Origin of the sequence: Pseudomonas sp. NPDC088444, assembly GCF_044900175.1 — a bacterium.
GTDB lineage: Bacteria > Pseudomonadota > Gammaproteobacteria > Pseudomonadales > Pseudomonadaceae > Aquipseudomonas.
Window position 1 is genome coordinate 101,116 of the sequence record NZ_JBJDNK010000015.1, and the last position, 23,703, is coordinate 124,818.

Here is a 23,703-nt window from a genome sequence, read left to right on the forward strand (position 1 = left end):
CTTGAGCGGTAGGAAGCGGGAGCCTTACGCGTCCATTAATGGACACGAGCATCAAGACTCCCCGGCCCTGCTGGCGGGTGGCGTAGATTACCATGGTGCCGTTGGGCGCAACAGTAGGCGACTCATCAAGGTTGCTGTCTGTGAGAACTTTTACGCTACCGCGTTGCAAGTCCTGAGCCGCCACCTTGAAGTTGGTGAAGCCGTCCTGACGATGAATCATGACCAGAGTCTTTTCATCAGCAGACAACTTGGGTGCCGCATTGTAGTTGCCGATGAAAGTGACGCGCTGTGCACCGCCGCCATTGATACTGGACTTATAGATCTGTGGCTTGCCACCGCGATCAGACGTGAAATAAATAGTCGAACCGTCTTTACCGAAGAACGGTTCGGTATCGATGGAAGGATCATTGGTTACGCGACTCAACTGACGCGAAGCCAGGTCCATCACATAAATTTCAGGGTTGCCGTCTTTCGACAAGACCATCGCCAGCTTGCTGCCGTCCGGAGACCACGCAGGCGCGCCGTTCAGACCTTCGAAGTTGGTCATCTGCTCACGGCGGCCAGTATCAATGTGTTGCACGAAGATACGTGGACGCTTCTGCTCGAACGACACGTAGGCAATACGCTTGCCGTCTGGCGCGAAACGCGGGGACAGGATCGGCTCGCGAGATTGCAGCAGCGTCACCGCACGGGCACCGTCGTAGTCCGACCGTTGCAACGTGTAGCGCGTGTTGTTACCCCCGAAACGCTCGGCAGTGACATACAACATGCGCGTGGAGAAAGCACCTTTGATACCGGTCAGCTTTTCAAAAGACTGATCGGAGATGTAGTGCGCCATATCCCGCAATTGGTCAGTGGTGCCCGACACGTTACCGGTCAGCACTTGCTGCTCGGTCGCAACGTTGAACAGCGCGTAGTTGACCTGCAGACGACCACCCGACGGCACGATATTGCCGACCATCACGTACTGCGCACCCAGCGCTTTCCAGTCACGGAAAATGACTTCGCTGGCCTGGCTTGGCTGGCTGATCATGTTTTCCTTTGGAATCGGCGAGTAATAGCCCGAATTCAGCAAGTCGCTGCTGATGATCTGAGCCATGTCTTCCGGCAATACGCTGCCGCCCTGCAGACCGAACGGCACGACCGCAATAGGTGTGGCACGGTCACTGCCGCTTGTGACCAGAATGTTCTTTTCGTCGGCAGCGGCAAAACCCGCTGCGCAACACAGAACGACAAGCAATCCTCGAAGAAGGTTAATCACAAGGCTAGATCCTCAGGTGTGAATGTCATCTTGAATGACCGGTAAGGTGCGAAATCCGAAGGTTTCAGACCTTGCATCTCTGTCAAACGACCAATGTTTTTGACCGCCGCAACGGCGGAGCTGTCGAACGGACCGTCGCCACTGGACTTGGCCACGCTCACCGAAGTGATCGTACCGTCCGGCAACATCGCGATCTGCAACACGACCGTCATGCCTTTGCGCGCCGAAGGTGGACGTGCCCAGCCCTCCGCAGCCCGCGAGCGAATCAAGTCGTCGAAGTTGCCTGCAGTTTCGTCACCACGCTCATCGGCCAGCGCCTGTTGGCGTTCCGGCTTGTCGGAGAGCAGGTCGGCCAATGCCTGGGCCTTCTTCTCTTCCGCCGATTTGCGGGCAGCGTCCTGAGCCTTCTTCTTGGCATCGTCAGCCGCTTTCTTCTTGGCGTCCTCAGCCGCTTTTTTCTTCGCGTCTTCGGCAGCCTTTTTCTTCGCATCTTCTGCAGCCTGTTTCTTCGCATCCTCGGCAGCTTGCTTCTTGGCTTCCTCGGCGGCCGCACGCTTGGCGTCTTCCTCGGCCTTTTTCTTCGCGTCGTCTTCGGCTTTCTTCTTGGCTATATCAGCCAATTGTTTCTCTTCTGCGGCTTTCTTCGCGTCGTCCGCTTTTTTGGCTTCGGCTTTCTTCGCGTCATCGGCCTTTTTCGCCTCTTCCGCTTTCTTCGCTTCCTCAGCCTTCTGTTCTTCGGCCTTTTGAGCGGCATCGGCTTTCTTTTGTTCCGCCGCCTTTATGGCCTCTTGCTCAACTTTCTTCTGCTCCATCTGCTCGACTTCTGTCTGTCGCGCAGCGGATTTCTTTGCCTCGCCAGCAAGCTTCTGGTTGGTCTGGGTCGTCGCCTGGCTTTTCGATTTCAACTGATAAAGCGTGGCCTGAACGATCGGCCGGGCTTCAGGCAGCTCCGGCGTCATGGCGAAGCTGACAAACAGCAGGCCAAAAATCAGGACGTGCAATGCCACGGCCCAGACCGAGGGCCAGAAGTAGCTTTCCGAGGCTGACGGCTCTCGAATCGGCTGCATCAGGGCGCCTCGGTAATCAGACCAACATTCCCGACTCCGGCCTTCTGCAATCCGCCCATCGTGCCCATCACGGCACCGTAATCAACGGATTTGTCGCCACGGATGAACACCTGGGTCTGCTTGCCCGCTTCACGACCTGCCGCGATGATCTTGGTCACGGCGCTGGTCAGTTGCGGCAAGGTCATGGCCTTGTCCATCTGTTTGTCGGTATCGACTTCACTGCCAAGGTTCCAGTAGTAGGTCTTGTCAGCCTTGATCGAAATGGTCAGGACCTGATTGTTGTTGTCCTGCGGCAAGGCCTCACTGGAGACCTTGGGCAGATCGACTTTCACGCCCTGGTTAATCATTGGCGCAGTCACCATGAAGATGACCAGCAGCACCAGCATCACGTCGATGTAAGGCACCACGTTCATTTCGGCGACCGGCTTGCGTTTGCCGCGTCGGCCGCGAGCGATTAAAGCCATTGGGAAATACCTGCTTAGTCTTCGCTGGTGTGCACTTTACGGTGCAGGATGGCCTGGAATTCGTCGGCGAATGTGTAGTAACGGCCAATCAGGTTCTCGCCACGAGCAGAGAAACGGTTGTAGGCGATTACTGCAGGGATTGCAGCGAACAGACCGATGGCGGTCGCGATCAGGGCTTCGGCGATACCCGGAGCAACCGTGGCCAGAGTGGCTTGCTGCGCAGTGGCCAGACCGCGGAAGGAGTTCATGATCCCCCAGACAGTACCGAACAGACCGACGTAAGGACTGGTGGAACCGACGGTTGCCAGGAACGGCAGGCTCTGCTCAAGTTTTTCTTCTTCACGGGAGATGGCGACGCGCATCGCACGCGCAACACCTTCCATGACCGCATCAGGATCAACGCCCGGTTGCTGGCGCAGACGGGAGAACTCTTTGAAACCGGCGCGGAAGATCTGCTCGACGCCCGAATCCGGATCCGGGTTGCTGCCCGCCTGACGATACAGCTTGGACAGGTCGATACCCGACCAGAAGCGCTCCTCGAAGCTATCCAGCGCACGGCGCCCGGCGCGCAGCATGGCGCTGCGCTGAAAAATCATGATCCACGAAGTGACCGATGCGGCCACGAGGATCAGCATCACCAACTGAACGACCACGCTGGCATTGCTGACCAAACTCCACATGGAGGTATGGTCGACGACGTTAGCTTCCACGCTGTATCTCCTGCTCTGAATGTGTACCCGCGCCACTCTGACCGGCAAAGGCCGTGCGCAGAGTTTCGGGAATGGCCCGGGGTCTGAAACTGTCGGCGCGCACACACGCCACCAAAAACTGCCCTTCACAGAGCAGTACATTATCCACAGCCCGCCTGACGTGTTGCTGAAAGCGCAGGCTGGCGCGGTTCAATTCGATCACTTCGGCGCTGATCAGCAGCTCGTCGTCCAGCCGCGCGGGCGAGTGGTAACGCGCCTCGCTGGAGTGCACGACAAACAACAGGTTCTCGTCGCTGGCCATTGCAGACTGGGCGAAGCCCAACTCCCGCAATCGCTCGGTCCGAGCCCGTTCCATGAATTTCAGGTAATTGACGTAGTAGACGACGCCGCCGGCATCGGTGTCTTCGTAATAAACGCGACAGCGATGTGCGAACGGCTGAGCCCCGTTTTGCGCGCGCATACTCTAGTGCTTACTCCTCAGGTTGCCAATCCGGCCAGGCAACTGTTTTTCATCGTTTTTCACAGCGTAGGGCAAGGTGATATCCCCTCGACTGCCCGTCAGACCACCAAACACTCGAATAGGTCGGTCGATGGGCTTTTTATTCATCGAAATCATTGCCCTGCTCATCAGATACCGGCCGCTCGTTCATGCGAGACGGGATGTTCAAGCCAAAGTGCAGATAGGCATGCCGCGTCACCATACGCCCCCGAGGTGTACGCATCATGTAGCCCTGCTGAATAAGATAAGGCTCCAGTACATCTTCGATGGTGTGACGCTCCTCACTGATGGCCGCTGCAAGGTTGTCGACCCCGACCGGACCGCCGTCGAACTTCTCGATCATGGTCAGCAGCAAACGACGATCCTGATGATCGAACCCTCGCTCATCAACATCCAGCAGGTTCAGGGCCATGTCGGCTATTGCCTTGGTGATCTGGCCCTTGCCCCGCACTTCGGCGAAATCCCGCACTCGGCGCAACAACCGATTGGCGATGCGCGGCGTCCCGCGCGCACGACGGGCAATCTCGAAAGCCCCTTGATCCTCGATCGGCAACCCCAGAATCCCTGCCGACCGGGACACGATCGTGGCCAGGTCCGCCGTGCTGTAGAACTCAAGACGCTGCACGATACCGAACCGGTCACGCAGCGGATTGGTGAGCATACCTGCACGGGTCGTGGCACCCACGAGGGTGAACGGCGGCAGATCCAGTTTGATGGAGCGCGCCGCAGGGCCTTCGCCGATCATGATGTCGAGTTGGAAATCTTCCATCGCCGGGTAAAGCACTTCTTCGACAACAGGCGACAAACGGTGAATTTCGTCGATGAACAACACGTCGTGGGGTTCAAGGTTGGTCAAAATCGCCGCCAGATCACCCGGCCGCTCCAACACAGGCCCCGAAGTGCTTTTGATCGAAACCGACATTTCCTGCGCAATGATGTTGGCCAGCGTGGTCTTGCCCAGCCCGGGAGGGCCGAAGATCAGCGTATGGTCCAAAGCCTCATTGCGACCACGCGCTGCCTGAATGAACAGCTCCATCTGCTCGCGTACCGTAGGCTGCCCAATATAGTCGGCCAGACTCAGCGGCCGGATGGCGCGGTCCAGTTGCTCGTCACGATCGCGCCCGGTGGCGGCGATCAGGCGGTCGGCGTCGATCACTTACAACATCCCCTTCAGAGCGCGACGAATCAGGTCTTCACTGCTCAAATTCTTGTCTTTGATGGCGGTCACAGCCTTGCTCGCTTCCTGCGGCTTGTAGCCCAGGGAGATCAGCGCACTGACCGCATCGGATTCGGCAGTCGCGACCGGCAAAGGCGCTCCCGGACCTTCCGACACCAATGTAAAAGTGCCTGGCAATGCGTCCCAGGCCTTGAAACGGTCTTTCAATTCCACCAACAGCCGTTCTGCCGTCTTCTTGCCCACCCCCGGCACGCGGGTCAACGCCGAAGTATCTTGAGCCTGAACACAGCGCACCAACTCATCGACCTCAAGCGTCGACATCAGGGCCAGCGCCAGCTTGGGGCCAACGCCATTGAGCCGAATGAGTTCGCGAAACATCTCGCGATCACGCTTTTCATAAAAGCCGAACAGCAGGTGCGCATCTTCCCGAACAACCAGATGGGTATGCAACGTTACGGTTTCGCCCACATGGGGCAGACGATAAAGGGTTGTCATGGGGACTTCGACTTCGTAGCCCACCCCGTTGACATCGAGCACCAGGTGCGGAGGCTGCTTTTCTGCCAATGCACCGCGCAAACGTCCAATCACGTATCCAGTCCTTTCCAGTCGCTCGTCACTGTTCGGGGCAGGATTCAACCCTGGCCGCCATGTTTGCAAGACTCACGTGAGCTGCAAGTAAAAATGTATAAGTGGATGATGCTATCAGAGACGCAACCGCCCACTACGGCTGCGTGCAGTATTCAACCCGTGCGGAATCAGGCTGGAGCGTGTATGCGCGTGGCATAAAGCAATCGCCAGCGCATCGGAGGCGTCGACCTGAGGCTTTTTCGTCAGTTTCAACAGGTGCATGACCATCATCATTACCTGATCCTTGTTCGCCCCGCCTGTCCCCGCGACCGCTTGCTTGACCTGAGTGGCGGTATATTCGGCTATTTCCAGACTCTCTTCGGCGGCAGCCACGATCGCGGCACCCCGCGCCTGGCCCAACTTCAGGGCAGAGTCTGCGTTACGGGCCATGAACACCCGCTCGATACCCATCGTCACCGGGCCGTACGTCTGGATCACTTCACGAACACCCCGGTACACAATCTGTAACCGTTCATGCAGCAGACCACTGCCGGTGCGAATACAGCCTGAAGCCACGTATTCACAACCACGGCCGGTTTCACGCACCACGCCGAAGCCAGTGATTCGAGAACCCGGATCGATACCTAAAATAAGAGTCATAACACCTGCAGGTCGAGAAATGACACGCGCTATTGTGCGCAGCATAAAGGCAGAAGCCGGAGGCCGATAGCGATGATCGAATCAGCGCTTCGTGCCTCCGGCCCCATGTCCAGACACAAGTGAAGATCAGCCAAGCTGCTCCATCACTTCATCCGGAATTTCAGCGTTGGAGTAGACGTTCTGCACGTCATCCAGATCCTCAAGCATGTCGATCAGCTTGAGTACTTTTTCAGCCATGTCGAGGTCCAGCACGGCACTCGTGGTAGGCTGCATGACAATTTCTGCATCCGACGCTTTGAATCCTGCTGCTTCCAAGGCGTTGCGGACCGCATAAAAACCAGCAAACGATGTGAACACATCAATGGAACCGTCTTCGTGGCTAACCACGTCATCGGCGTCCGCTTCCATCGCCGCTTCCATCAATGCATCTTCATCGATACCTGGAGCGAAGGAGATTTGACCTTTGCGCTCGAACAGGTAGGACACTGAGCCGTCAGTCCCCAGATTGCCGCCACATTTGCTGAACGCATGGCGAACGGCAGCCGCAGTGCGATTGCGGTTATCGGTCATGGTTTCGACCATGACCGCCACACCGCCTGGGCCGTAACCTTCGTAACCCAGTTCAACCATGTCGTCGGCATCGGCAGCACCCGCACCGCGCGCGATCGCCCGATCAATGATATCGCGACTCATATTGGCGCCCAGCGCCTTATCCTGAGCCAGCCGCAGACGCGGGTTCGACGCGGGGTCCCCACCGCCCTGCCGAGCAGCGACCGTCAGCTCACGAATCCACTTGGTGAAAATCTTGCCTTTCTTGGCGTCCTGACGCTCTTTGCGGTGCTTGATGTTCGCCCACTTGGAATGACCAGCCATAACACGCTCCAAACCTTGAAACACGCACGCCGCCGCTCGATGTTTAACAGCAGCGCTTTACTCGAATCAGTGCCCGATACGGGCGCAAGCTAAAGGGGCAAGTCACCGAGGACCCGCCCCTCTTCCACTGAGCTTATTCGGCCTTCGGGGTTTCGCGCAGACGGATATGCAACTCGCGCAATGCCTTGGCATCGACAACACCCGGTGCCTGGGTCATGACGTCCGCAGCGCTCTGAGTTTTCGGGAAGGCAATCACTTCACGGATCGACTGAGCACCGGTCATCAGCATGACCAGACGGTCCAGACCGAAGGCCAGACCACCGTGCGGCGGCGCGCCATACTTCAACGCGTCCAGCAGGAAGCCGAACTTCTCTTGCTGCTCGTCCTCGGCGATACCCAGCAGACGGAACACCGCCTGTTGCATTTCCTTACGGTGGATACGAATCGACCCCCCACCCAGTTCGGTACCGTTCAGCACCATGTCGTACGCGCGGGACAATGCGGTTGCCGGATTGGCCTCCAGCTCTTCCGGGGTGCACTTCGGTGCGGTGAACGGGTGGTGCAACGCAGTGAAGCTGCCGTCATCGTTCTCTTCGAACATCGGGAAGTCGACGACCCACATCGGCGCCCATTCGCAGGTGAGCAGGTTGAAATCGTGACCCAGCTTGATACGCAGAGCCCCCAGCGCTTCGCTGACGACCTTGAACTTGTCAGCACCGAAGAAAACGATGTCACCATCCACCGCACCGACGCGATCCAGAATCACGTTCAGATTGGCTTCCGGAATGTTCTTCACGATGGGTGACTGCAGGCCTTCAACACCTTTTGCGCGCTCGTTGACCTTGATGTAAGCCAGGCCCTTGGCGCCGTAGATGCCGACGAACTTGGTGTAGTCGTCGATCTTGCTGCGCGGCATGCTCGCCCCGCCCGGAACGCGCAGCGCAGTCACACGGCATTTCGGATCATTGGCCGGACCGCTGAAGACCTTGAATTCCACTTCTTTGAGCTGATCAGCTACGTCGACCAGTTCCAGCGGGTTACGCAGGTCTGGCTTGTCGGAACCGTAGCGGCGCATGGCTTCTTCGAAGGTCATGTGCGGGAAGTCGCCGAACTCCAGATCCAGCACTTCCTTGAACAGCTTGCGAATCATGCTCTCGGTGAGACCCATGATGTCTTTTTCGTCAAGGAAGCTGGTCTCGATGTCGATCTGAGTGAACTCAGGCTGACGATCGGCACGCAGGTCTTCGTCGCGGAAGCACTTGGCGATCTGGTAGTAACGGTCAAAGCCGGCGACCATCAGCAGTTGCTTGAACAGCTGCGGCGATTGCGGCAGGGCGAAGAAACTGCCCGCGTGGGTACGGCTCGGTACCAGATAGTCACGGGCCCCCTCCGGGGTGGCACGGGTCAGGATCGGAGTTTCAACGTCCAGGAAGCCGTTACTGTCCAAGAAGCCGCGAATGCTGGTGGTGATGCGCGAACGAAGACGCAGCTTTTCGGCCATTTCCGGACGGCGCAGGTCGATGAAGCGATAGCGCAGGCGTGTTTCCTCACCCACGTCAGAATATTCATTCAATGGGAACGGTGGCGTTTCCGACTCGTTCAGAACTTCCAGCTCGTAACCCAGCACTTCGATGGCACCGGACGCCATGTTCGGGTTAACGGCACCCGCCGGGCGAGCGCGGACCTTGCCTGTCAGCTTGACGACATATTCACTGCGAACGCGGTCAGCGATGGCGAAAGTGTCAGCGCGATCCGGATCGAAGACCACTTGAGCCAGCCCCTCACGATCGCGGATATCGAGGAAAATGACTCCCCCGTGGTCACGGCGGCGATGGACCCAACCGCAAAGGGTAATTTCCTGGCCTTCCAGGCTCTCGTTCAACTGGCCGCAATAATGGCTGCGCATCATGATCGTGTATTCACTTCTCGTCATTCGGAATTCGGTGGAGCTCTCGCCCGTCGCCAATGCGCAATGGTGCAGGAGCCTTGGCATGGAGATCAACCTGAGGGTCAACCCTGCCTTCCAGAGTAGGCGGGGGATTATATAGGGTTAATCGAGGCTGTGCAGCCGCGCAGACCGCTACCTGCAAAGAAGCCATCCGCCCCAAGGCTCATGACGAACAGATGGCTGCTGACATAAGCGGATCCGCCTTGGGCGCATCCGCTGGAATAGGCACCCGGAAGATCAGGCAGAAGAGAGCTGGAAGCCTTCAGGCTTCAACAGATGAGTCACGCAAACGACACGAACCAGACCGCTGAAATTCTTTACACCGCCGTAACGCAAATGAACCTCCCTGTCGACATAAGAAAGGACCGCATTGATCGAGCAACCATTGCTGTCTGCGATTTCAGACAGGATATTCCAGTACACCTCCTCCAGGCGCAGGCACGTTGCCAACCCGTTGAGCCGGACCGAGCGCGACTGAGGCTGCGCCAAATCCATATTGAAGCTCTCGACGAATGAATCGTTCTGAACCTTGAAACATCGGTGCACATCCCCGACCTCCCGTGTGGCATCTTGACTCATGATGATCTCCTGAGCATTGAATAGACCATGGCGATAGAAACATTTGAAAGTAAATAATCGGCATGCCTATAAAGCCCTATTCGCGCGGGGATTATCCAGTAGATGCAACACTCAAAAGATGTAGGACATGACCACAATTAAAAGATGAATTTCGGAAGTCCATTTCCTAACCATAAAAAGCATACAAAAGGTATTAGATATTTATTCTTTGTCGAAAAATACAAAGAACGCTGCGCAAAATCCACAACCAAGAAGACTTAAGCACTCCCACTTTATCGTTTCAGTCATCGCAGCATCACACTGCTCCGATGCTTGCCGCAGCCAAGGTGGGCACTTCAAGCGCCCACCCGTCCGCATGACTACTTGCCTTCCAGCATCGCCCGCAGCATCCAGGCGGTCTTTTCGTGAACCTGCATGCGCTGGGTGAGCAAATCGGCAGTCGGCTCATCGCTGACCTTGTCCAGCAACGGGAAAATTCCCCGGGCGGTACGCGTCACCGCTTCCTGCCCACTGACCAGAGAGCGAATCATGTCCTCCGCCGCAGGCACACCCTCCTCTTCCTTGATCGAAGACAGACGTGCGTAGGTCGAATAGGTGCCCGGCGCAGGGAAGCCCAAAGCACGAATACGTTCGGCAATCAGGTCCACAGCCAGCGCCAGCTCGTTGTACTGCTCTTCGAACATCAAGTGCAACGTGCGAAACATCGGTCCCGTGACGTTCCAGTGAAAATTATGGGTTTTCAGGTACAACACATATGTATCTGCCAACAAGCGGGAAAGACCGTCCACGATGGACTTGCGATCCTCTTCGCTGATGCCGATATCGATAGCCATACTTCGCCCTCTTTATATGATGGATTTTTCCGAACAACCAGCAACCACTCTACCAAGACATGAGATGCGTGGCAGCCATCTCTGGGTATGACGAATTCCCATGAAGATGTCCGGTCACCCGCCTGCTGGCAAAATCGCCACGAACTGAACCTCAACGGCTCTGGGACGGTTCTTTTACAAGGAAGCGAACCACAAGCAAAATCGCCATCATTTGCTGCGATCAGCAGGGTTAAGCGCTTGATTTGAGTAGCCCTGCGCTTTGCTGTTAAATACGTATGTGTCGTGACGGGCAGACCAACCACCTGTCGCGCATAGGCTGAATCGTCGCTCGTGTCTTACACCTTCCTTATTCTAAAGGCGTACCGGGCGCGATCCGCTGTTTCCTAGTGATCCTTCATTAATGTGAGTCATCAAAATGTTGAAAATAGTCCACCTGCTAACGGGCGCAGCTGCCCTGCTGCTCTCATTCATACCCAGCCTGCGGAGTGAAGCGCTGTCTTCCTACCTGTCCCAACCGGATGCGCTGTATCTGGCACTGTTCGGCCTGATCAACCTGATCATCGCCCCGGTCATTCCTTACTGGAATAAGGGTCCGCGTCATCAACTGCAAAACCTGGTCAGCGCTCTTTTGATCCTGGCGGTCGTCCTCCAGGTTCTGACCTTGCTTGTACCTCTGGAAACCATCGCAGGCCAACCTGCTGTCCTCGTCAGCCTGCTGGCGTTGCTGGTCGCTGTTGCCATTCATCTGGGTGTCAGCTTCTACAAATCGTCGCCATCCCCGGCCTCACAACAACATGAACCAGGCCAACGCGATACCGGCACCGTGAAGTGGTTCAACACCTCCAAGGGGTTTGGCTTCATCTCCCGCGATTCTGGCGATGACATCTTCGTGCATTTCCGTGCCATCCGGGGAGAAGGCCATCGTGTTCTGGTAGAAGGCCAGCGCGTTGAATTCTCCGTCATGAACCGGGACAAAGGGCTTCAAGCCGAAGATGTGATTGCCGCACTTCCGCGTCGCTGAAACCCACCCACAAAAAAACCGCGCTGACTGGCGCGGTTTTTTTTGCCCTCAATAATGCGGTGGAGGGGCCTCGCTTTCGACAGCCTTGAATTGACCGCCGATTTCCTCCTGGCGCTTGATCAACGCAGCCATCTGCAAATGCAGCCGCTCCAGCATCCTCTGCTGCTCGACCAACACGTCATTGAGCGCCTGAATCGTGTCGTCCTGAAACGCCTGACGAGTCTCCAGCTCCATCATCCGATCCTTAAGATCGCTCATGGGGTCACCTCGACAAATCCTGGTTCACTGACCAGCGACGCGCAGACCCGAGCGATCATTTCCGCCGCCTGATCCTGAGTGTAAGGTTGCGCAGGATGCTTGCCCCACACCGGAGCAGGCCACGCAGCATCGCTTTTGTGACGAACAATGACGTGCATGTGCAGCTGACTCACCACGTTACCCAGCGCGGCGACGTTCATTTTGTCTGCATTGAACAGGCGTTGCAGGGTGTCGGACAACACTGTGGTTTCTTTCCACAGCTGCAGTTGGTCCACCTCAGACAGTTGGAACACTTCACTGATGTCCGCCCTGCGGGGTACCAGAATAAACCACGGATACTGGGCGTCGTTCGACAACAGCAAACGGCTCAATGGAAAGTCGCCTACTGGCAGAGTGTCCTGTAACAAACGCTGATCCAAAACGAACACGCCATAACTCCTGATTGCCGGGTTAAGTTTCGATGCTGTGAGGCATGCGAAACATTTATCTGATGCAGTACAGGATACGCGTGAACATCAGGCGAATCACGCCAACCGTACGATTTGGCCCACTTTGCTTGATCGCTGTTGCTCCCGAAGCAGTGACCTGCCTTCGGCCTCGCCCGCACCCGCAACACTCACGCTCTGACCCAACGCACTGCCATGACGCAGTACCGCTGACCAAACCCTTCGGCCGCTGCCCGCTCATGACACCGACCAAACCCTTGCCAATCAATGCGTTGAAAACCGTCCTCGGGCCTGTCGACTGACCCTAAAGTCAGATCACATTAAGCGCCATGTACGCGCGTACCAAACTCAAGCACCTTCGTCTCAAAATGCACCAAAACGACTCACTCCAGCGACACACTCGGCGTCCGTTATCCGCCTTTTACTCACTTGCCGGCGGTAACAGGTAACGCCAGTGACATTTTTGAGCGCTAAGCTCAATCGGCAAGGCACTGAAGCGTCTTTTTTTTGAATTTTTTTATCCTTTAAAAACAGTGAGTTAGCTTTGAATCTAAAAGGAATTACGCGGTTTTCAACATATTTTTCATGCGTCCGGGAACTTTGTGCACGGTTGTTGCTTTGTCACACACAAGGCTGAAAAGGGACAGGTCGCGGACCGGGACCTCAGCCAGAAAAAAAAACGGCGAACTGGCTACAGGGGGCGTTCGACAGGAAGGATGCGGATCACTGCGGATACACATCATTTCGATCGAAAAGTGCTGCGGTAGTTGTACGCTTTTAGATAAGGAGCTGTTCAGTAGCGACATGGACAGAGCTGATTTGCGACACAGCCGTAAAGAAATTGAAAGGATAGGTTTGTAACTATCGCCAATAATGTCTGCGTGCTATAAGTTTCGCCGACACCAAAAAGAAAGAGCCGCCCAGATAAAAACACAGGTGGACGGCAGTACTCTTCTTAAAACCAAAGGAGCAAAGTCACGATGAGAGTGATGAAGTGGAGCGCAATCGCACTGGCAGTTACTGCGGCCAGCACCCAATTGGCATCGGCTGCGGCATTCGTAAGCGACCAGTCCGAAGCCACTGGTTTTGTTGAAGGTAGCAAGCTGGACGTCAAGGCTCGTAACTACTACTACAACCGCGATAAGAAAAACGGCGCGGTTGACGACAAAGACTGGACTCAAGGCTTCTGGGGCAATTACAGCTCGGGTTACACCCAAGGTCTGATCGGCGTGGGTATCGATGCTTTCGGTTACGCTGGCTTCAAACTTGACGGTCAGAATCATTATTCCGGCTCGGGCAACCTGACCACAGATAGCAACGAAGATAACCACGACAGCTTCGGAAAAGCTGGCGCCGCTGTTAAGTTCCGCGTTTCTAAAACCGAACTGAAAGTCGGCGATATGCAGCCGCAGAATCCGGTCTTTGCCGTAGGTGGCTCCCGCCTCCTGCCACAAACTGCTAGCGGTATCACATTGCAGAGCAGCGAGATCAAAGGCCTGGATGTCGAAGGCGGTCACTTCTACTCTGGCACGTCGCAAGACAGCACCAACCGTGACGGCGCCATCGGTACCGCCTACGGCCCAAGCAGTCTTGATATCAGCAGCGTAGACTACGTCGGCGGTAAGTACTCCATCACTGATAGCTTGGGCGTTGCGTTCTATGCCTCCAAGCTTGAAGACGTGTTCAAGCAGTACTACGGTAACGTGAACTATGCCCTGCCGCTGACCGATGACCAGTCTCTGGCGTTCGATTTCAACATATACAACACGCGCGACACCGGTAGGAAGGAACTGGGTGATATCAGCAACACCACTTGGTCCGGCTCTGCTGCCTACTCCTTCTTGGCCGCCCATACATTGACCTTGGCTTTTCAGAAGGTCAACGGTGATGTGCCGTTTGACTACATCTCGCTCAACGACGCCGGTAAAGTCCGCGGTGGCGACTCGATCTTCCTGGCGAACTCGATTCAATACTCTGACTTCAACGGTCCGGGCGAACGCTCGTGGCAAGCTCGCTACGACCTGAACATGGCGCCGTACGGCGTACCCGGCCTGAGCTTCATGACCCGTTATATTAGCGGTACAAATATTGACGGCACTCACACCCCGTCTAATAGTCTGTACGCAGGCCTTTACGGCGCTGACGGTAGCCACCACGAGACCAACCTTGAGGCCAAATACGTCGTTCAGACCGGTCCCGCAAAAGACCTGTCGTTCCGTATTCGTCAAGCTTGGCACCGTGCCAACGCCGATCAGGGTGAAGGCGATGTCAACGAGTTCCGTCTGATCGTCGACTACCCGATTTCGGTTCTGTAATCGCGCCGTCTGACACTCGTTATAGAAAAGCCCGGCCTCGCGCCGGGCTTTTTCATTTGCATCAGTCGTCACATCCGACGGATCGAGAGCCCCTTGCGGCCTGTACTCGACCGTATCACCCCCGTACAATGCCAGGTCATTTCCCAGTCATAGCAACCGACAACGGCCGACCATGCGTACCAGTCAATATTTGCTCGCCACACAGAAAGAAACGCCAAACGATGCGGTGGTGATCAGCCATCAGTTGATGCTTCGCGCCGGCATGATCCGCAAGCTCGCTTCCGGTCTTTACACCTGGCTGCCGATGGGCCTGCGTGTTCTGCGCAAGGTTGAAGCCGTCGTCCGTGAAGAGATGGACGCTGCCGGTGCACTGGAAGTCCTGATGCCAGGCATTCAGCCGGCTGAACTGTGGCAGGAATCTGGTCGCTGGGAGCAGTACGGTCCCGAGCTGCTGCGCCTCAAAGACCGTCACGACCGTGACTTTTGCGCAGGCCCGACCCATGAAGAGGTCATCACCGATCTGGCTCGCAACGAATTGAGCAGCTATAAACAGTTGCCGATCAACATGTACCAGATCCAGACCAAGTTCCGTGACGAAATCCGCCCGCGCTTCGGCCTGATGCGTGGTCGCGAATTCATCATGAAGGACGCCTACTCGTTCCATGCAACTCAGGATTCCCTCCAGGAAACCTACGATCGCATGCACCAGGCATACTGCAACGTGTTCACCCGTCTGGGCCTGAACTTCCGCCCGGTCGTGGCTGATAACGGCTCGATTGGCGGCGCTGGCTCCCACGAGTTCCACGTACTGGCCGAGTCGGGCGAAGACGATATCGTGTTCAGCGACAGCTCCGATTACGCCGCCAACATCGAGAAAGCCGAAGCGGTCCCACGGGAGAAATCCCGTGCCGCAGCTACTGAAGAGCTGCGCCTGGTCGACACGCCGGACGCCAAGACCATCGCAGCGCTGGTCGAGCAGTTCGGTCTGGCCATCGAAAAAACCGTCAAGACACTGGTCGTGCACGCTGCCGAAGAAGGCAAGCTGATTGCGCTGATCATTCGCGGCGACCACGAACTGAACGAGATCAAGGCGGCCAACCATCCACTGGTGGCCAGCCCGCTGGTCATGGCCAGCGAAGCTGAACTGCGCGCAGCGATTGGCGCAGGTGCCGGCTCCCTCGGCCCGCTGAACCTGCCACTGCCTTGTATCATCGACCGCTCTGTCGAGCTGATGAGCGACTTCGGAATCGGTGCCAACATCGATGACAAGCACTACTTCGGCGTGAACTGGGAACGCGATCTGCCAGTGCCGGAAGTCGCTGACCTGCGTAACGTGGTCGAAGGCGATCCAAGTCCTGATGGCCAAGGCACGCTGATCATCAAACGCGGCATCGAAGTCGGCCACATTTTCCAGTTGGGCACCAAGTACAGCGATGCCATGAAGTGCCAGGTGCTGGGCGAGAACGGCAAGCCTGTCACCCTGACTATGGGCTGCTACGGCATTGGCGTTTCCCGCGTGGTAGCGGCCGCCATCGAGCAGAACAACGATGACAACGGCATCATCTGGAGCGACGCACTGGCCCCATTCCAGATCGCACTGGTTCCACTGCGCTATGAGACCGACGCGGTGCGCGAAGCCACCGACAAGCTGTACGCAGAACTGACCGCTGCCGGTTTTGAAGTGCTGCTGGATGACCGCGACAAGAAGACCAGCCCCGGTATCAAGTTCGCGGACATGGAACTGATCGGCATCCCGCACCGCATCGTAGTCAGCGACCGCGGTCTGGCGGAAGGCAATCTGGAATACAAGAGCCGGACCGAATCAGAAGCTCAATCGCTACCCGTTGCCGATGTACTGTCCTTCATCAAGGGCAGGATCAAGCGCTGAGTCGTTCGCGCGCCCGCACCCTGCGGGCGCGCACTCAGCCACCGGCAGTGTGCTGCCCCACCTGCAACAAGAGATCTCATGTTAAAGCGAAGTTCCTCAAGCCTCGCAGGCGCTGCGTTGTGTGGCAGCCTGCTCGTCAGCGGTTGCGCCAATCATCTGTCTCAACGCAGCGAACACGAAGAGCGCGTCGACCGCAAACTGCTCGACCATAGCTTCCAGATCGACGTCGGCGAACCCAAGACCCTTGAATTGCCTCAGCGCCGTGTCCGCATTCACGAGCTGAAGACTTTCGACATCACCGAATACGATGTTACCCGTCATTACGACCGCTACACCCCTTACCAACCTTGGCGAGAAATCTACGAAATCCCGCTGGGGGCAGTCGCCATCGTGGCGGGCGTGGGCGCCAACGTGGTCAACGTCCTGACGTTTGGCAGCCTGCCGGACAGCGTGACCAAAGACTGGATCAGCTATGGCGTCGCCGGGATCAACCCATTCATGAACGCCCCGTCCCACGGTCGGGCGCAGCAGAACCTGGCAGGCATCGACGAAGTTCAGCGGGACCACCGGATCGAACACACCAGCCTGCCTTGGAGCGAAAGCCCGGTGGAGGTCAAGGCCGGGAAGGAAACCAACGAGCTGAACACCGATCGCAATGGGGTGCTGCGTATCAACTTGCTTGATAGCCCATTCGCAGAGCAGGACCTCAGCCGTATTACGCAACTGAATCTGAAAGTCGTCGACGACCAGACTAACGTCCAGGCCAGCACGAACCTGCCGCTGAGCAAGTCTTTGCGCGGCAAGTTGATCGAGGCGCATGACCTGATTTATGACGATCTTGAAGACGACGAAGTGAACCAGTGGGTTCACCGGGTCAAACGCCTGTCAGAACTGGGTCTGGAAGAAGAAGCGAGCGATCTGGAGCAATCACTGATCGAAATGACTCGCAACGACCCACAATTGCAGCATGAATTTCTACGCGCCTTGGCCAAGGACGCGGGGCGACTGGTAGCGGTGCCAGCAGGCAGCGAGTAATGCTGTCAGTCAGTTGAACAACTGAAGTTGCTCATGAGCGCCTCGCAAATCGTGCAGGCGCACTCCAACGCCCAGTAGTCGCACCGGTTTACCTCCGCGCGCAAAAGCCTGGCCCAGCAACTGCTCGTAGCTTTCCAGATCCCTCCCCGCCCCGGCCTGCTCCAGAGTGGTTTGTGTGAAATCGTGAAACTTCACTTTTACAAAAGGTTTGCCAGGTCGGTATTGCGTATCCAGGCGAGCAATCCGACCGTTCAGGTTTTCCAGTAACGCCGGAAGCTTTTCCAGGCAACTTGCCAGATCCGGCAGGTCCGTGTCGTAGGTGTTTTCCACACTGACCGACTGACGACGGCTGTCATTCTGGACAGGCCGCTCATCGATGCCATGGGAGAGATTCCACAACCGCTCGCCGAACGAGCCGAACTCTCGCACCAGCGACAACTTGTTCCACTGCCGCAGATCGGCACAACTAATGATGCCCAACCGACCCAGCTTGTCAGCCGTGACTTTGCCTACACCATGCAGCTTGGAGACAGGAAGCTCGGCGACAAAATCCTCCACTTGATCAGGAGTGATGACGAACAAGCCATTGGGTTTACGCCAGTCACTGGCGATCTTGGCCAGAAATTTGTTCGGTGCGACGCCCGCCGAGACCGTGATGTGCAGTTGGTTCGACACCCTGCGGCGAATGTCTTGGGCGATGCGCGTGGCACTGCCTGAAAAATGGCTGCAATCGGATACGTCCAGATAGGCCTCGTCCAGTGACAAAGGCTCGATCAAGTCCGTGTAATCCCGAAAGATCGTGTGAATTTCCTTCGATGCTGCTTTGTAAGCGTCCATTCGCGGCTTGACGATGGTCAGATCCGGGCAGAGTGACAGCGCGTGCCGCGACGACATCGCCGAGCGCACACCATAGGCCCGCGCTTCATAGTTGCACGTCGCGATCACCCCACGCCGATCCGCCGAACCGCCGACGGCCAACGGTTTCCCGGCCAGGCTCGGGTCGTCGCGCATTTCGATGGCGGCATAGAAACAGTCACAGTCAATGTGGATGATTTTGCGCTGCTGCATGACCGGGAGTCGTAGGAAAACGGTTGAGCAGTATCTCACTCGCGTCAGCATCTGACACTCTTGATGCGGAACGCCTGCCTGCGACGACCGGCTCAAACCCTTGCCGCACAGGGCCTATAGGCCCTGTCGACCGGCGGCTGCGGCTAACCATTTGAAGAAAAAGCACTTTTTTCGGCGATTCGCTTGACACCCTCTCGAACCTCTGTAGAATGCCGCCCCACAGACGCGGGATGGAGCAGCCTGGTAGCTCGTCGGGCTCATAACCCGAAGGTCGTCGGTTCAAATCCGGCTCCCGCAACCAAATATCAAAAAAGCCACTCAACGAGTGGCTTTTTTGTGCGCGTAAGAAAACGATCTTGCGTCACATGAATGAAATATCTTTCATCAATGATGACGTCCTGCCTCGCAGCCCCGCCGAGACAAAAGCCTTGCCCGACCTTGAGTTACGTATGCCAGCCCTCCGAGTGCGGTTATTTTGTCGATATTGACGTTTAAAGGTTGACACTCTGCCGTTCAGCTGTAGAATGCCGCCTCACAGACGCGGGATGGAGCAGCCTGGTAGCTCGTCGGGCTCATAACCCGAAGGTCGTCGGTTCAAATCCGGCTCCCGCAACCAAACGTCTGAAAAAAGGCTACTCGAAAGAGTGGCCTTTTTTTTGCCCGGACGAAAAGTGCCGAACAGCAGGGTGAAACACTTGTCACATTTCTTTGCCGAAACCATGTGGCCTTGAGTTGGTTGTTACCGTATGTTGCCGGGCGCGATAGTTTTTGTGTCCGTGGTCGATACACTGCCGAGCATCTGAACCTAGACTCTATGGTCACGGAACGTATCGCCGTATTCGCCCGTTAGACGTTGAAGCGCTAACATCCTGAATTATTTTTTGCGTAGGGATTGGTAACTTGGCTGTATACCCCCATCCTGTCGCGCACGATCCAAGGAGTGATTGATGCGCGCCAACCCATCCGACACAAACGAAGCAGTTCCAGAGATGCCTCCGGCTCCCCCTGCCCGACTGCGCGCACGCGAGCTGGTGAGCAAATACCGTCAGCCCATCGGGGTGGCAGTCACCATTCTGCTGTTCGCCCTTGCGCTGATTGCCTGTCGGCACATGCTGACCGAACTCGACATTTACGCGCTGCAAGACTCGCTGCTGAGCGTACCGCTGCCCTCGCTGGGTGGCGCAGTGCTGGCAACGGTCATCGGCTTCACCATCCTGCTGGGCTATGAATGGTCCGCGAGCAAATACGCCAACGTCGACCTGCCTGCCAAATCGCTGGTCATGGGCGGATTCTGTGCCTTCGCGATCGGCAACGCGGTCGGCTTGTCGATGCTGTCAGGCGGCTCCGTGCGTTATCGCCTGTATTCGCGGCTGGGCCTGGGGGCGGGCGAAGTCGCTCATATGACCCTGTTCGCCAGCCTCTCTCTGGGATGCGCACTGCCACCACTGGCCGCTCTCGCAACCTTGAGCGATCTGCCTTCGGCCTCTCTCGCGCTGCATTTGCCGGTTGCGGTACTGGCGACCATCGCCGTGGCGGTGCTGGCTTTCAGCTTGATCATTGGCGTAGCGGTCTACCGTCGTCGGCTGCCCGAGCAGACCATTGCGCACAACCTGTTGGTCCGCGCTGGACGCCGCACGTTGCGCCTGCCGGGCCTGCGCCTGACGCTCATGCAACTGGTGATCACGGCACTGGACGTCGCGGCCGCCGCAGCGGTGCTTTATCTGTTGCTGCCATCCGCCCCGCCCTTCGGCGCGTTTCTGCTGGTGTATTTGCTGGCCCTGGCTGCGGGCGTGCTCAGCCACGTGCCGGGCGGCGTCGGGGTCTTTGAAGCGATCCTGCTGACCGCCTTTGCCGATGAATTGGGTGCTGCTCCACTGGCCGCTGCGCTGTTGCTGTATCGCCTGATCTACGTGCTGCTGCCTCTGCTGATCGCGTGTCTGGTGCTGCTGTTCAGTGAAGCCAAACGCCTGCTGTTTGCCCGTCAGGCGATTCGCGTCGCTTCAGGCCTGGGCGCGCCGATTCTGGCGTTGCTGGTGTTCCTGTCCGGCGTCGTGCTGCTGTTTTCCGGCGCGACACCGGAAATCGACACCCGCCTGGAAAGCCTTGGTTTCCTGATTCCCCATCGCCTGATCGACGCGTCGCACTTCGGTGCCAGCCTGATCGGTGTGCTCTGCCTGTTGCTGGCTCAGGGTCTGCGCCGTCGTCTGTCAGCGGCATGGATGCTGACCACCATCCTGCTGTTTGTTGGCTCGATCCTGTCGATTCTCAAAGGCTTCGACTGGGAAGAGGCCAGCCTGCTGCTGCTCACGGCCTGCCTGCTGGCGATCTTCCGTCGCTCGTTCTATCGCCCGAGCCGCCTGTTTGAACTGCCGTTTTCGCCGCTGTATCTGGTGGCCAGCATCTGCGTACTGGGGGCGTCGTTCTGGTTGCTGCTGTTCGCTTATCAGGACGTCCCCTACAGCCATCAGCTCTGGTGGCAGTTCACACTGGACGCCGACGCTCCTCGCGGCCTGCGCTCTGCGCTGGGCAGCGCGGTGCTGCTGGTGATCGTCTCCTTGACCTGGCTGCTGCGCACGGCACGTCCGCAAATCGATCTGCCGAATGAAGAGCAACTGGCCAAAGCTGCTGAAATCATCAAGGCCTCGAACCAGCCGGATGGTGGCCTGGTGCTGACCGGCGATAAAGCGGTGCTGATGCACCCGGACGGCAACGCTTTCCTGATGTACGCCCATCGCGGCCGCAGCCTGGTGGCGCTGTACGACCCGATCGGCCCGACCCAGCAACGCGCCGAACTGATCTGGCAATTCCGTGACCTGTGCGATGTGCACCACGCACGCCCTGTGTTCTATCAGGTACGTGCAGAGAACCTGCCGTTCTACATGGACATCGGCCTGACGGCGATCAAACTGGGCGAAGAAGCGCGGGTGAACCTGAACACCTTCGACATCGACGCCAAAGGCAAGGAAATGAAGGACCTGCGCTACACCTGGAACCGGGGTGGTCGCGACGGTCTGTCACTGGAAATCTACGATGTCGGCCAAGCACCCATGGACGAGTTGAAGGTGATTTCCGACGCCTGGCTGACCGGCAAGAACGTGCGCGAGAAAGGTTTCTCTCTGGGCCGTTTCAGCCTGGATTACCTCAAGCATTTTCGCATTGCCATCGTTCACTTCGAGGGCAAACCGGTCGCGTTTTCCAATTTGCTGGAGACCTCGCGCAACGACATCGCCAGCCTGGACCTGATGCGTTCGCACCCGGACGCGCCGAAGCTGACTATGGAATTCATGATGGTCGGCCTGATTCTGCATTACAAAAAGGAAGGCTACAGCCGTTTCAGCCTGGGCATGGTGCCGTTGTCGGGCCTGCAACCTCGGCGCGGCGCACCGCTGACTCAGCGTCTGGGCTCGATGGTGTTCACCCGCGGCGAGCAGCTTTACAACTTTCAGGGATTGCGTCGTTTCAAGGACAAATTCCAGCCTGACTGGGAACCCCGTTATATGGCCGTGCCCGCCGGACTCGATCCATTGGTGGCACTGGCAGATACCGCCGCCCTGATCGCAGGCGGCCTGACTGGATTGGTGAAACGCTGATGATTCAACGCTACTGGCGCTTTTTGCTCGCAGCCCTGGTAATTCTGGTGGTGGCACTGGGTTTCTGGCTGTGGAACCGACCTGCCGCACAACCGACACTTGAACGCATGACCCTGGACGATGGTTCGGCGCTGATCCGCGCCACCCCATCGACCAAGGTCAAGACCCGCGTCGCCCTTGCCGTCACCTCCGAAGACTCGCTGACCGAGAAGCAGGTTCTGGCGCTGAGCTACGACGCGTCGGCTCAAGTCATTCAGGTTGTCTTGCCCAAAGACGACTGCCAACTGCAAGAGAAGACCTTCAACGCGGCCTTGCAGAAACTCGATGGCACACCCGATGTCGTTGCTGGCATCAGCGCAGGCGGTTCGGTGGCCTGGGACTGGCTTGCAGGTCAAAACAACGACAAGGCTCAGGCCATTTCGGTGAACTTCGTGCTCAATCAGCCGGACTGCAAGGTTCCTGCGCCGAAAGCCGCCGCCCATGGCAAATGGACCGTGGCCTGGAACGATGGTCCGGACGATGACACCGCGGTATTTGTGCGTGACACGCCCAACGCCGAAACCAAGATCAGCGATTACGACATCAAATACCCGCAGATCCTCAACACCGAAGTCCGTCACCTGCTGATCGCTGACGACGCCAACGGCGGTCTGAACATTCCGGTGGTGGAAGTCCCGTCGAGCCAGCCTTCGGACACTGTGACCCTGTTCCTCTCGGGTGATGGCGGCTGGCGCGATCTGGACAAGGACGTGGCAGGTGACATGGCGAAATCCGGTGGCTACCCGGTGGTCGGTATCGACACCCTGCGCTACTACTGGGAGCACAAATCCCCCGAGCAGACTGCCACCGACCTGAGCGAGCTGATGGCCCACTACCGTCAGAAATGGGGTGCCAAGCACTTCGTGCTGGCCGGTTATTCCTTCGGTGCCGACGTTCTGCCTGCGGTCTACAACCGCCTGCCGGAAGAAGACAAGGCCCGCGTCGACGGCATCATCCTCCTCGCCTTCGCCCGCAGCGGCAGCTTCGAGATCGCTGTCGAGGGCTGGCTGGGCGCGTCCGGCAAAGAAGCCGCCACCGGCCCGGAAATGGCCAAACTGCCGGGTGACAAGGTGTTCTGCGTGTACGGTGTGGAAGAGAAGGACGAAAGCGGCTGCACCGAAGCCACCGCCCCAGGCCAGAAGCAACAATTGCCAGGCGGTCACCACTTCGACGAAGACTACCCCGCACTGGCCAAACGCCTGATCGCGGTCATCGATAAGTGGAAAGGCAAAGAAGCGCCGGAGTCGGCCAGCGCTGATTAACGGTCAGCCATAAAAAATCCCCGCACTCGTGAGACTGCGGGGATTTTTTATGGCTGACCGTTTCCGCCCAGAGAGCGCAGGAGTCCAGCTTGCTGACGATCTGCTGCGAAACAGCAGTAAGTTCGGTGGATACGTTTCTGGTG

Annotated in this window: 21 protein-coding genes, 2 tRNA genes and 1 pseudogene; 9 read left to right on the forward strand and 15 right to left on the reverse strand. The window is 57.4% G+C overall.

Annotated features, from left to right (window positions below; all coding sequences use genetic code 11):
- The 12 genes from tolB to ACI2KB_RS25205 form a co-directional block, all read right to left on the reverse strand.
- On the reverse strand, window positions 1–1,261 hold a 1,261-nt coding region (tolB, locus tag ACI2KB_RS25150), incomplete at its 3' end, for a Tol-Pal system beta propeller repeat protein TolB (protein WP_404639095.1).
- Entirely contained in the window at window positions 1,258–2,328 is a 1,071-nt protein-coding gene (gene tolA / locus ACI2KB_RS25155) for a cell envelope integrity protein TolA (protein ID WP_404639097.1), read from the reverse strand. The genes tolB and tolA, both read right to left, overlap by 4 nt.
- Window positions 2,328–2,783, reverse strand: a complete 456-nt coding sequence (tolR, locus tag ACI2KB_RS25160; protein ID WP_274134464.1) for a protein TolR — start codon at window positions 2,781–2,783, stop codon at window positions 2,328–2,330. Before tolR ends, tolA begins: the two co-directional genes overlap by 1 nt.
- A 23-nt stretch (window positions 2,784–2,806) precedes the next feature.
- Window positions 2,807–3,502: a protein TolQ gene (gene tolQ / locus ACI2KB_RS25165; RefSeq protein WP_404639099.1), complete on the reverse strand. Its 696-nt coding sequence runs from the start codon at window positions 3,500–3,502 to the stop codon at window positions 2,807–2,809.
- Window positions 3,492–3,962: a tol-pal system-associated acyl-CoA thioesterase gene (gene ybgC / locus ACI2KB_RS25170; RefSeq protein WP_404639101.1), complete on the reverse strand. Its 471-nt coding sequence runs from the start codon at window positions 3,960–3,962 to the stop codon at window positions 3,492–3,494. Before ybgC ends, tolQ begins: the two co-directional genes overlap by 11 nt.
- Window positions 3,963–4,101: 139 nt before the next feature.
- A complete protein-coding gene (gene ruvB, locus ACI2KB_RS25175) occupies window positions 4,102–5,157 on the reverse strand; it encodes a Holliday junction branch migration DNA helicase RuvB (protein WP_404639103.1) in 1,056 nt (351 codons plus the stop codon).
- Entirely contained in the window at window positions 5,158–5,766 is a 609-nt protein-coding gene (gene ruvA / locus ACI2KB_RS25180; protein WP_404639105.1) for a Holliday junction branch migration protein RuvA, read from the reverse strand.
- A gap of 114 nt (window positions 5,767–5,880) precedes the next feature.
- Entirely contained in the window at window positions 5,881–6,405 is a 525-nt protein-coding gene (ruvC, locus tag ACI2KB_RS25185; protein WP_404639107.1) for a crossover junction endodeoxyribonuclease RuvC, read from the reverse strand.
- A gap of 126 nt (window positions 6,406–6,531) precedes the next feature.
- Window positions 6,532–7,278: a YebC/PmpR family DNA-binding transcriptional regulator gene (locus tag ACI2KB_RS25190; RefSeq protein ID WP_404639109.1), complete on the reverse strand. Its 747-nt coding sequence runs from the start codon at window positions 7,276–7,278 to the stop codon at window positions 6,532–6,534.
- Window positions 7,279–7,411: 133 nt separating this feature from the next.
- Entirely contained in the window at window positions 7,412–9,187 is a 1,776-nt protein-coding gene (aspS, locus tag ACI2KB_RS25195; protein WP_404639153.1) for an aspartate--tRNA ligase, read from the reverse strand.
- 276 nt (window positions 9,188–9,463) lie between these two features.
- Window positions 9,464–9,805 carry a ribbon-helix-helix domain-containing protein gene (locus ACI2KB_RS25200; RefSeq protein WP_404639111.1) on the reverse strand — a complete coding sequence of 114 codons (342 nt, stop codon included), beginning with the start codon at window positions 9,803–9,805 and terminating at the stop codon, window positions 9,464–9,466.
- Between the two features lie 359 nt (window positions 9,806–10,164).
- Window positions 10,165–10,638: a Dps family protein gene (locus ACI2KB_RS25205; protein ID WP_404639113.1), complete on the reverse strand. Its 474-nt coding sequence runs from the start codon at window positions 10,636–10,638 to the stop codon at window positions 10,165–10,167.
- Between the two features lie 415 nt (window positions 10,639–11,053).
- On the opposite strand from ACI2KB_RS25205, the pseudogene ACI2KB_RS25210 reads away from it, so the two are divergent.
- Together ACI2KB_RS25210 and ACI2KB_RS25215 are read left to right on the forward strand one after the other, a co-directional pair.
- Window positions 11,054–11,329 (forward strand): annotated as a pseudogene (locus tag ACI2KB_RS25210) (cold shock domain-containing protein membrane protein); the annotation flags it as partial.
- 132 nt (window positions 11,330–11,461) lie between these two features.
- Window positions 11,462–11,659 carry a cold shock domain-containing protein gene (locus ACI2KB_RS25215; protein WP_238591726.1) on the forward strand — a complete coding sequence of 66 codons (198 nt, stop codon included), beginning with the start codon at window positions 11,462–11,464 and terminating at the stop codon, window positions 11,657–11,659.
- A gap of 48 nt (window positions 11,660–11,707) precedes the next feature.
- Here ACI2KB_RS25215 and ACI2KB_RS25220 read toward each other — a convergent pair whose 3' ends face one another.
- Together ACI2KB_RS25220 and ACI2KB_RS25225 are read right to left on the reverse strand one after the other, a co-directional pair.
- Window positions 11,708–11,917 (reverse strand): SlyX family protein, encoded by a 210-nt coding sequence (locus ACI2KB_RS25220; RefSeq protein WP_404639115.1) that lies wholly within the window; start codon window positions 11,915–11,917, stop codon window positions 11,708–11,710.
- Complete coding sequence (locus tag ACI2KB_RS25225; RefSeq protein WP_404639116.1) at window positions 11,914–12,345, reverse strand: HIT domain-containing protein; 432 nt, start codon at window positions 12,343–12,345, stop codon at window positions 11,914–11,916. The genes ACI2KB_RS25220 and ACI2KB_RS25225 overlap by 4 nt, the downstream gene beginning before the upstream one ends.
- 998 nt (window positions 12,346–13,343) lie before the next feature.
- Here ACI2KB_RS25225 and ACI2KB_RS25230 point away from each other — a divergent pair.
- From ACI2KB_RS25230 to ACI2KB_RS25240, 3 genes are all read left to right on the forward strand, one after another.
- A complete protein-coding gene (locus ACI2KB_RS25230; RefSeq protein ID WP_404639118.1) occupies window positions 13,344–14,678 on the forward strand; it encodes an OprD family porin in 1,335 nt (444 codons plus the stop codon).
- Window positions 14,679–14,850: 172 nt separating this feature from the next.
- Window positions 14,851–16,566, forward strand: coding sequence for a proline--tRNA ligase (locus tag ACI2KB_RS25235; RefSeq protein ID WP_404639120.1), 1,716 nt, complete (start codon window positions 14,851–14,853; stop codon window positions 16,564–16,566).
- Window positions 16,567–16,644: 78 nt separating this feature from the next.
- Window positions 16,645–17,601 (forward strand): hypothetical protein, encoded by a 957-nt coding sequence (locus tag ACI2KB_RS25240; protein ID WP_404639122.1) that lies wholly within the window; start codon window positions 16,645–16,647, stop codon window positions 17,599–17,601.
- A 9-nt stretch (window positions 17,602–17,610) separates the two neighbouring features.
- Here the strand turns inward: ACI2KB_RS25240 and dinB are convergent, their stop codons facing one another.
- The gene (gene dinB, locus ACI2KB_RS25245) at window positions 17,611–18,669 is read right to left on the reverse strand and encodes a DNA polymerase IV (RefSeq protein WP_404639124.1); all 1,059 of its coding nucleotides are present in this window, start codon (window positions 18,667–18,669) and stop codon (window positions 17,611–17,613) included.
- Window positions 18,670–18,893: 224 nt separating this feature from the next.
- On the opposite strand from dinB, the gene ACI2KB_RS25250 reads away from it, so the two are divergent.
- The 4 genes from ACI2KB_RS25250 to ACI2KB_RS25265 all read left to right on the forward strand — a co-directional run bounded on the left by ACI2KB_RS25250 (window position 18,894) and on the right by ACI2KB_RS25265 (window position 23,560).
- Window positions 18,894–18,970, forward strand: a tRNA-Met gene (locus ACI2KB_RS25250).
- Between the two features lie 238 nt (window positions 18,971–19,208).
- A tRNA-Met gene (locus ACI2KB_RS25255) sits at window positions 19,209–19,285 on the forward strand.
- 331 nt (window positions 19,286–19,616) lie between these two features.
- Entirely contained in the window at window positions 19,617–22,259 is a 2,643-nt protein-coding gene (gene mprF, locus ACI2KB_RS25260; RefSeq protein ID WP_404639126.1) for a bifunctional lysylphosphatidylglycerol flippase/synthetase MprF, read from the forward strand.
- Window positions 22,259–23,560 (forward strand): AcvB/VirJ family lysyl-phosphatidylglycerol hydrolase, encoded by a 1,302-nt coding sequence (locus tag ACI2KB_RS25265; RefSeq protein ID WP_404639128.1) that lies wholly within the window; start codon window positions 22,259–22,261, stop codon window positions 23,558–23,560. The genes mprF and ACI2KB_RS25265 overlap by 1 nt, the downstream gene beginning before the upstream one ends.
- The last annotated feature ends 143 nt before the right edge of the window (window positions 23,561–23,703 follow it).